At 63.5% G+C, this 7361-nt stretch carries 6 protein-coding genes and 2 riboswitches; of the genes, 4 read left to right on the top strand and 2 right to left on the bottom strand.

Annotation, left to right across the window (positions count from 1 at the left end; genetic code table 11):
* The first annotated feature begins 103 nt into the window (after positions 1-103).
* Positions 104-1552 carry an NCS2 family permease gene (locus tag HMPREF2874_RS00430; RefSeq protein ID WP_070648375.1) on the top strand — a complete coding sequence of 483 codons (1449 nt, stop codon included), beginning with the start codon at positions 104-106 and terminating at the stop codon, positions 1550-1552.
* Between the two features lie 126 nt (positions 1553-1678).
* Here HMPREF2874_RS00430 and HMPREF2874_RS00435 read toward each other — a convergent pair whose 3' ends face one another.
* Positions 1679-2107: a YchJ family protein gene (locus HMPREF2874_RS00435; RefSeq protein WP_070648377.1), complete on the bottom strand. Its 429-nt coding sequence runs from the start codon at positions 2105-2107 to the stop codon at positions 1679-1681.
* Positions 2108-2290: 183 nt separating this feature from the next.
* Positions 2291-3718 (bottom strand): LLM class flavin-dependent oxidoreductase, encoded by a 1428-nt coding sequence (locus tag HMPREF2874_RS00440; RefSeq protein WP_070648379.1) that lies wholly within the window; start codon positions 3716-3718, stop codon positions 2291-2293.
* 112 nt (positions 3719-3830) lie between these two features.
* Positions 3831-3939: riboswitch (SAM riboswitch) on the bottom strand.
* 175 nt (positions 3940-4114) lie between these two features.
* A riboswitch (SAM riboswitch) is annotated at positions 4115-4210 on the top strand.
* Positions 4211-4215: 5 nt separating this feature from the next.
* Between HMPREF2874_RS00440 and HMPREF2874_RS00445 the strand changes: the two genes are divergently transcribed.
* The 3 genes from HMPREF2874_RS00445 (at position 4216) to HMPREF2874_RS00455 (ending at position 7063) form a co-directional block, all read left to right on the top strand.
* A complete protein-coding gene (locus tag HMPREF2874_RS00445; protein WP_049347302.1) occupies positions 4216-5055 on the top strand; it encodes an ABC transporter ATP-binding protein in 840 nt (279 codons plus the stop codon).
* A gap of 119 nt (positions 5056-5174) precedes the next feature.
* Positions 5175-6236, top strand: coding sequence for an aliphatic sulfonate ABC transporter substrate-binding protein (locus tag HMPREF2874_RS00450; protein WP_005507251.1), 1062 nt, complete (start codon positions 5175-5177; stop codon positions 6234-6236).
* Positions 6236-7063 carry an ABC transporter permease gene (locus HMPREF2874_RS00455; RefSeq protein WP_049347304.1) on the top strand — a complete coding sequence of 276 codons (828 nt, stop codon included), beginning with the start codon at positions 6236-6238 and terminating at the stop codon, positions 7061-7063. The genes HMPREF2874_RS00450 and HMPREF2874_RS00455 overlap by 1 nt, the downstream gene beginning before the upstream one ends.
* The last annotated feature ends 298 nt before the right edge of the window (positions 7064-7361 follow it).

The following is a 7361-nucleotide window of genomic DNA, read 5'->3' on the forward strand; positions in this document are numbered from 1 at the left end:
GGTTGAACCATTATGACGCCCGGTTATGAGCCTAGCCCGCGAGCTTCGCCCGCGAAACCGGCGGCGCAACAGTACACACCGAACAACATCAACGGATCCTTACATGTCTGAACCTCAGAAGGCGGCCGCACCCACCGGCGCACTCGACCGCTACTTCAAGATTTCCGAGCGCGGCTCCTCCATCGCCGCAGAATTCCGCGGCGGCCTCGCCGCGTTCTTCGCCATGAGCTACATCGTGGTGCTGAACCCCCTCGTCATCGGTACCGGTGCTGACGCTTCCGAGCGTGCCCTCGGCATCGCACCCGTCGCCGCTGTGACCGCGCTGGTGGCCGGCGTGATGACCATCCTCATGGGCGTTATCGCCAAGCAGCCCTTCGCCATGGCGGCGGGCCTCGGCGTGAACGCACTGCTCGCCTCCACCATTGCCACCACCCCGAACCTGACCTGGGCAGACATCATGGGCCTGGTCGTTCTCGCCGGTCTGATCATGACCGTTCTGGTGCTCACCGGCTTCCGCACCGCGGTGTTCGAGGCGGTCCCCGAATCGCTCAAGACCGCGATCGTGGTCGGTATCGGCTTCTTCATTTCCTTTATCGGTCTGGTCGACTCCGGCATTATCCGCCGCATGACCGACGCCGCCGGCTCCACCGTTCCGGTGAGCCTCGGCGTTGGCGGCCACCTGCTCGGCTGGCCCACCCTCGTCTTCCTCTTCGGCCTGTTCCTGACCATCGCCCTGTTCATCCGCAACGTGAAGGGCGCAATCCTGTGGGGCGTGCTCGCCTCCACCGCGCTGTCCCTGATTCTGGAGGCGGTCGTCCCCTCCGGTTCCGTGAAGAAGGCTGCGACCGGCTGGTCCCTGAACGTGCCTTCCCTGGCTGACCTGAAGTTCACCACCCCGAACTTCTCCCTCATCGGTTCCGCCGACCTGTTCGGCGCGTTCTCCCACATTGGCCCGCTGGCCGCGTCGCTGCTGGTGTTCACCATTCTGCTGTCCGTGTTCTTCGACGCGATGGGCGTTTCGGTGGGTCTTGCCGCCGAGGCCGGCACCATGAAGGACGGCAAGGTTGAGGACATCGACAAGGTCCTGCTCGTGGACGCTTTCGGTTCCGTTGTCGGTGGTGGCGCCTCCGGTTCGGCGAACCAGATTTTCGTTGAGTCCGCTACCGGTATTGGTGCGGGCGCACGCACCGGTTTCGCGAACATTGTGACCGGTGTGCTGTTCCTGCTGGCGATTTTCATCTCGCCGCTGGTCACCATCGTTCCCTTCGAGGCGGTCGCTCCGGCTCTGGTTGTGGTCGGCTTCCTGATGATTCGCCAGGCCGTGAACATTGACTGGACCGACTGGGGTCTGGGCATTCCGGCGTTCTTGACCATTATTTTCATGCCGCTGTCGTACTCGATTGCGAACGGTATTGGCGCAGGCTTCGTGTCCTACACCTTCATTCGTCTGGTGCAGGGCCGTGGCAAGGATGTGCACTGGCTGATGTACCTGGTCTCCGCAGTGTTCGTGATTTACTTCGGTATGGGCATCATTAACGGCTGGACCCACTAAGTCCGCTAACTCCCGATAACCGCCTCTTTGAGGGGCATATACGAAGAATGGCAGAATCGTTCCGGTTTCGAAATGATTCTGCCATTTCTTTATGCGCCTGCCCCACAGGAGGCGAGGGCGGGAAAGCTAGCGGACGTCACCGTCCACATAGAACCAGGCGCCGCCCACCTTCTCAAAGCGCGACAGCTCGTGCATGCTGCCCTTCACCCGCTCCTCCGCAGGGGTGCCCGGCACCGACCGGTAGTAGGCGATAAACTCCACCGTACCGGACGCATCAAACGGGCCACCCGAAGCGCCCAGAATATCCAGGCGGTACCAGCGGATATCATCCTCCAAATCCAGCGTCGCCGGGCGAGTACTCGGATGCCAGCTCGCCAACAGGTACGCCGCGTCGCCAGTCGCAAAGGCGGTAAAACGCGAGCGCATCAGCTGCTCCGGCGCGGGGGCAGTCAGCGTGCCGGAGGCGGCAAACTCGCCCAGGAACCTGCCGCAGCAGGCGCCGTATACCTCGCCGCTCGAGCAGAGGCAGCGGTCATCATGATTCAGTTCAGTCATGCCAACCAGTATAGGGAACGCGCCGCATAGAGAAAGCCCCGCGTCAAGAAGGCACAGCATAGAGAAAGCACAACGCAAGGAAACGCCCGTTCCGCCGGGGACACAGTCCTCAGCAGAACGGGCGTTCTTGTTTTCAATCGTTAAGTTTGAGCGAACCTACACGGTACGCATCAACGGCACCGCTTATTCAGCGATTGCGCGAGCCGGGGTGTCGGCAGCCGAAGGCTTGCCCACGTATGCGCCGCGGTACTTAGCGGCCGGGTGGGAGTCAGCGACCTTGGTGTGGCCCTTGCCGAAGATGTTCTCGCGCAGGGTGTTGCCCTCGTACTCGGTGCGGTAGCGGCCGCGCTTCTGCAGCTCGGGAACAACGTACTCGATGAAGTCCTCGAAGGAACCCGGGGAGACGTGGTACGCCAGGTTGATGCCGTCCAGGCCGCCCTCGTCGATCCAACGCTCCAGCTCGTCAGCAACCTGAACCGGGTCACCAACAATGACCTCGCCCATGCCGCCGAGGGTGGTGTGCTCAGCGATGTCCTTGCGGGTCCACTTCTTGTCTTTCGCCTGCAGGGTGAAGGGGGTCAGGAAGGACTGAATCGACTCGGTCTGCACGTAGTTCAGGACCTCGTCCTCGTCGAACTGGGACAGGTCAACACCGGACCAGCCGCCGACAATAGCCTGTGCAGAGTCGAGGTTCACGTACTTCTTGTAATCCTCGTACTTTGCCTTTGCCTTCTCTTCGGTCTCATCCACGATGACCGAGAGCATTGCCAGGATCTTCACGTCGTCGCGGCTACGGCCCTGCTCCTCGACAGCGGCGCGAATACGGTCGGTCACAACGCGGGTCAGGTCCGGGCGCAGGGCGCTGATGAACACAGCCTCGGCGTGCTTACCGGAGAACTTCTGGCCGCGGCTGGATGCACCAGCCTGGAAGATCACGGGGGTGCGCTGCGGGCTCGGCTCGGTCAGGGAGATGCCGGGCACGGAGAAGTACTTGCCCTTGTGGCCAATCGGGTGAACCTTGGAGGGGTCAGCGTAGATGCCGCGCTCGCGGTCCTTGACGACTGCGCCGTCCTCCCAGGAGCCTTCCCACAGCTTGTAGCAGACGTCCAGGAACTCATCGGCAATCTCGTAGCGCTCGTCGTGCGGAATCTGGGTGGGCAGGCCCTGGTTCTCAGCAGCCGAGGGCAGGTAGGAGGTCACCACGTTGAAGCCGACGCGGCCCTCGGTCAGGTGGTCGAGGGAGGCGTAGCGGCGAGCCAGGGTGTAGGGCTGCTCGAAAGTAGCGGCAGCGGTCACGCCGAAGCCGAGGTGCTCGGTCACGGCGGCCATTGCAGAAATCTGGGTTGCGGGGTCATTCACGGGAACCTGAGCAGCACCCTCGATAGCGGGAGCGGCAGAGTTCTTGTACACGTCGTAGATACCGACCACGTCAGCGATGAACACGGCGTCGAACAGGCCGCGCTCAAGGGTCTTAGCCAGGTCAGTCCAGTACTTGATGGTGTTGTACTCGGTTGCACGGGAGCGGGGGTGACGCCAGAGGTCGAAGCTCTGGTGACCGATGCAGGTCATCTCGAATGCGTTGACTACGATGCGCTTCTTCTGCTCAGCCATCGATTTTCCTTTCGCGAATGATCGGGGACGATCGGGTTGTACCCTGCACCCCGCGCGCCGCCTCCTGATGCCTTCTGCGTTCGGTGGTGGCCTTCGTGCAGGTGGCGCGTTCGCGCCGTACTTGCCTCGTTACGTTGAGGCCAGATCATCATCTGGGGCACCCCGCTACGGGAGAGGGTTGCCGCCCGGCTAGCCAGAGCTTAGCGCCGGGACTCATGATCTCGTGGTTTGAGTGTACGGGGCGCGCGGGAGGGAGGTCACGTTTGTGACGAAAAAATCTTTTTGTGACGTGGGACCGAAATATTTCGTGATAAATGCGAAATAAAGAGTCATAGAAATTCATACGCGCCCGCAGGGTTGATTGAGGCGTGGCACAGCCCATAGGGTGAGTAGAGCAAACCATCCAGAGCGACCGAGAGACCTGGCTCCACGACGTCGCAGCAACCGGCACGGACTCTTCCGCCCCGGTGCTAACGCCAGGAACGATGGAAGTGACTATGACACTCAACAGTGCAGTAACTCCCGGCGCATCCGAATCCTCAGCGAACCGGCACGCCGTATCCAGCGCCGCAGTGCCCCTCGTCTTCGATGCCGTTGGCCAGTCCTTTGCGGTACCCGGTGGAACCCACGAGGTTCTGCGCGAGGTCACCTTCACCGCCGAACCCGGCGAAATCATCTCGGTGATTGGCTCCTCGGGATGCGGCAAGTCCACCCTCCTGCGCGCCGCGGCCGGCCTGAACCGCATTACCGCCGGCACCGTGCGCATCGGTGAGAAGGCCGTGACCGGACTCGACCCCCGCGTGGCCATTGGTTTCCAGGAACCGCGCCTGCTCCCCTGGCGCACCGTCGCCGACAACGTGGCGCTCGGCCTGCCGCAGGGCACCAAGAAGGCCGAGGGCGAGGCGACCGTGACCCGCCTGCTGAGCCTGGTCGGCCTGAGCGAGTACGCCGACCACCGTCCCAAGGAAATTTCGGGCGGCATGGCGCAGCGCGTCTCCCTGGCCCGAGCGCTCGCCCGCACCCCCGGCGTGCTGCTGCTCGACGAGCCCTTCGGAGCCCTCGACGCGCTGACCCGCATCAACATGCAGGACCTGCTGCTGGACGTGCACCGCCAGGATCCGACCACGATCCTGCTGGTCACCCACGACGTGGAGGAGGCGCTCTACCTCTCCGACCGGGTCATCGTGCTCGGCAAGGACACCCCGGAGGGCCCCGCGACCATCCAGCGCATCGTGACCGTTGACCGTGCCCACCCCCGCGACCGCGCGGATGCAGAAATCACCGCGTTGCGTAGCGAACTGCTCGCCGAGCTCGGCGTGGAGGAAACCACGGTCTAAGCCGCCCCAAGCCCTCTCGGTATTAGCGCTGTCTAGGGTATATAGCCAATTAGCTATACCCTGCGGGCCGCGCTCCCCATCTCATCACATCATCATCTTCAGAAGCGAAAAGAACCATCATGACTTTCTCCCCGTCTCGCCGTACCGCCCTCAAGTCCCTGGCCGCAGCCGCCGCCTTCGCAACCCTGCTCAGCGGTTGCGCCGGTGAGGGTTCCGGCTCCTCCAACGCCTCCGGTGCGGCCGGCGGCGGCAAGGACACCGTGACCATTGACTACGCCACCTACAACCCACTCTCGCTGATTATCCGCAAGAAGGGCTGGCTCGAGACCGCCCTGTCCGCCGAGGGCAAGAAGGTTGAGTGGGTCAAGTCCGCCGGCTCGAACAAGGCCAACGAGGCGCTGCGCAGCGGCAACATCGACGTCGGCTCCACCGCGGGCTCGGCGGCGCTGCTGGCCCGTGCGAACGGCTCCCCCATCAAGGTCATCAGCCTCTACTCGCAGCCCGAGTGGTCGGCGCTCGTCACCCGCAAGGACTCGGGCATCACCAAGGTCACCGACCTGAAGGGTAAGAGCGTGGCCGTCACCAAGGGTACCGACCCCTACTTCCTGCTCCTGCAGGCCCTCAAGCAGGCCGGCGTTTCCGCCTCCGACGTGAACATTCAGAACCTGCAGCACGCCGACGGCCGCACCGCCCTGGACAACGGCCAGGTCAACGCGTGGAGCGGTCTGGACCCGATCATGGCTGCCGCCGAGGTGGAGAGCGGCGACGTGCTCTTCTACCGCAACCTGGACTTCAACACCTACGGCTTCCTGAACGCCACCGAGAAGTTCATTCAGTCCAACCCGACCGCCGCGCAGGTCATCGTGGACGTGTACGAGTACGCTCGCGCCTGGGCCAAGAAGAACCCCGAAGAGGCCGTGAAGATCGTGGAGGAAGAGTCCGGCATTAAGCACGAGACCGCCCAGGTCGTCATGGACCGCACCCACCTGGACATCGACCCGGTTCCGGGCGCCAAGCAGGTTGAGGTACTCAAGGGCGTTGGCCCGATTCTGGTCGAGTCCGGCGACGTCCCCTCCCAGTCCGACGTGGACAAGGCCCTGAACAGCATCGTGGACGACCAGTTCGCGAAGAAGGCTGACAGCGCCGCAGTCGAGAAGATTGCCAAGGCGGTGGAGAAGTAATGACCGCCGCAACCATTGCCCCCGCGCAGGAGAGCGCGGCCAAGCTCCCGACGCCGAAGCTTCCCTCGAACCCCTTCGCCGGCAAGCAGTACCTGGGCCTGATCCTGCCCCTGGCGCTCATTGCGCTCTGGTATATTCTGAGCACCAACGGCGTGTTCACGCAGGTCCAGCTGCCCTCCCCCGACCGTGTGGTGGGCGCCGGTATCGAGCTGGCGCAGCGCGGTGAGCTGGCCAAGCACGTCGCGATTTCGACCCAGCGCGTGCTGATTGGCTTCGGCATCGGCGCGGTACTCGGCCTGGTGCTGGGATCACTGATTGGCTTGTCAGCCCCGGTGCGCGTGTTCGTCGCCCCGACCATCGGCGCTCTGCGCGCGGTCCCCTCGCTCGCGTGGGTCCCGCTGCTTCTGCTGTGGATTGGCATCGGCGAGAACTCGAAGGTGACCCTCGTGGCCATCGGCGCGTTCTTCCCCGTGTACACCACGGTTTCCGCAGCCCTCGCCCACGTGGACCCCAAGCTCGTGGAGATGGCCCGCGCCTTCGGCCTGAAGGGCCTGCGCCTGTTCACCACGGTTCAGCTTCCCGCGGTTCTGCCCGCCGTCATCTCGGGTCTGCGCCTCGCGCTCGCTCAGGCGTGGCTGTTCCTGGTCGCCGCCGAGCTGCTGGGCGCCTCCATGGGCCTGGGTTACCTGCTGACCGACTCGCAGAACAACGGCCGCACCGACCGCCTGCTGCTCGCCATCGTGGCGCTGGCCATCCTGGGCAAGATTACGGACGCCCTCGTCGGCCTGTTTGAGCGCTGGGTCAAGGCAAAGTATCCCAGTAACTAGCGCCACCGGCAGCTAAACACAACGCTCAGCACACGCTGAGTTTTCAGGAGAGATGTCCGCGCGTCAGTCATCGTGATGCGCCGGAAAAAGAAGTCGGCGGGGAAACCTGTCGCCTACTGAATGATGATGATGTGCCCCGCCCCGCGCCCCACAGTAGTGAGCGCGGGGCGGGGTTCTTAATGTGTCGTTATATTACGAAGCGCTACACAGTGTGCCTTTTATGACGGGAACCTTTGCATCGGGCCCCGCGGCGCGCTTTACTAAGAAGGCAAACCATCCAGAGCGACCGAGAGACCTG

The organism is Rothia sp. HMSC068F09, assembly GCF_001812775.1.
In the GTDB taxonomy this organism is placed as follows: domain Bacteria; phylum Actinomycetota; class Actinomycetes; order Actinomycetales; family Micrococcaceae; genus Rothia; species Rothia mucilaginosa_A.

Bases quoted from the DNA above. Each gene is read 5' to 3' on its own strand.
- HMPREF2874_RS00450 (WP_005507251.1), top strand. From the start codon at position 5,175: ATGACTTTCTCCCCGTCTCGCCGTACCGCCCTCAAGTCCCTGGCCGCA.
- HMPREF2874_RS00440 (WP_070648379.1), bottom strand. From the start codon at position 3,718: ATGGCTGAGCAGAAGAAGCGCATCGTAGTCAACGCATTCGAGATGACC.
- HMPREF2874_RS00435 (WP_070648377.1), bottom strand. From the start codon at position 2,107: ATGACTGAACTGAATCATGATGACCGCTGCCTCTGCTCGAGCGGCGAG.
- HMPREF2874_RS00455 (WP_049347304.1), top strand. From the start codon at position 6,236: ATGACCGCCGCAACCATTGCCCCCGCGCAGGAGAGCGCGGCCAAGCTC.
- HMPREF2874_RS00445 (WP_049347302.1), top strand. From the start codon at position 4,216: ATGACACTCAACAGTGCAGTAACTCCCGGCGCATCCGAATCCTCAGCG.
- HMPREF2874_RS00430 (WP_070648375.1), top strand. From the start codon at position 104: ATGTCTGAACCTCAGAAGGCGGCCGCACCCACCGGCGCACTCGACCGC.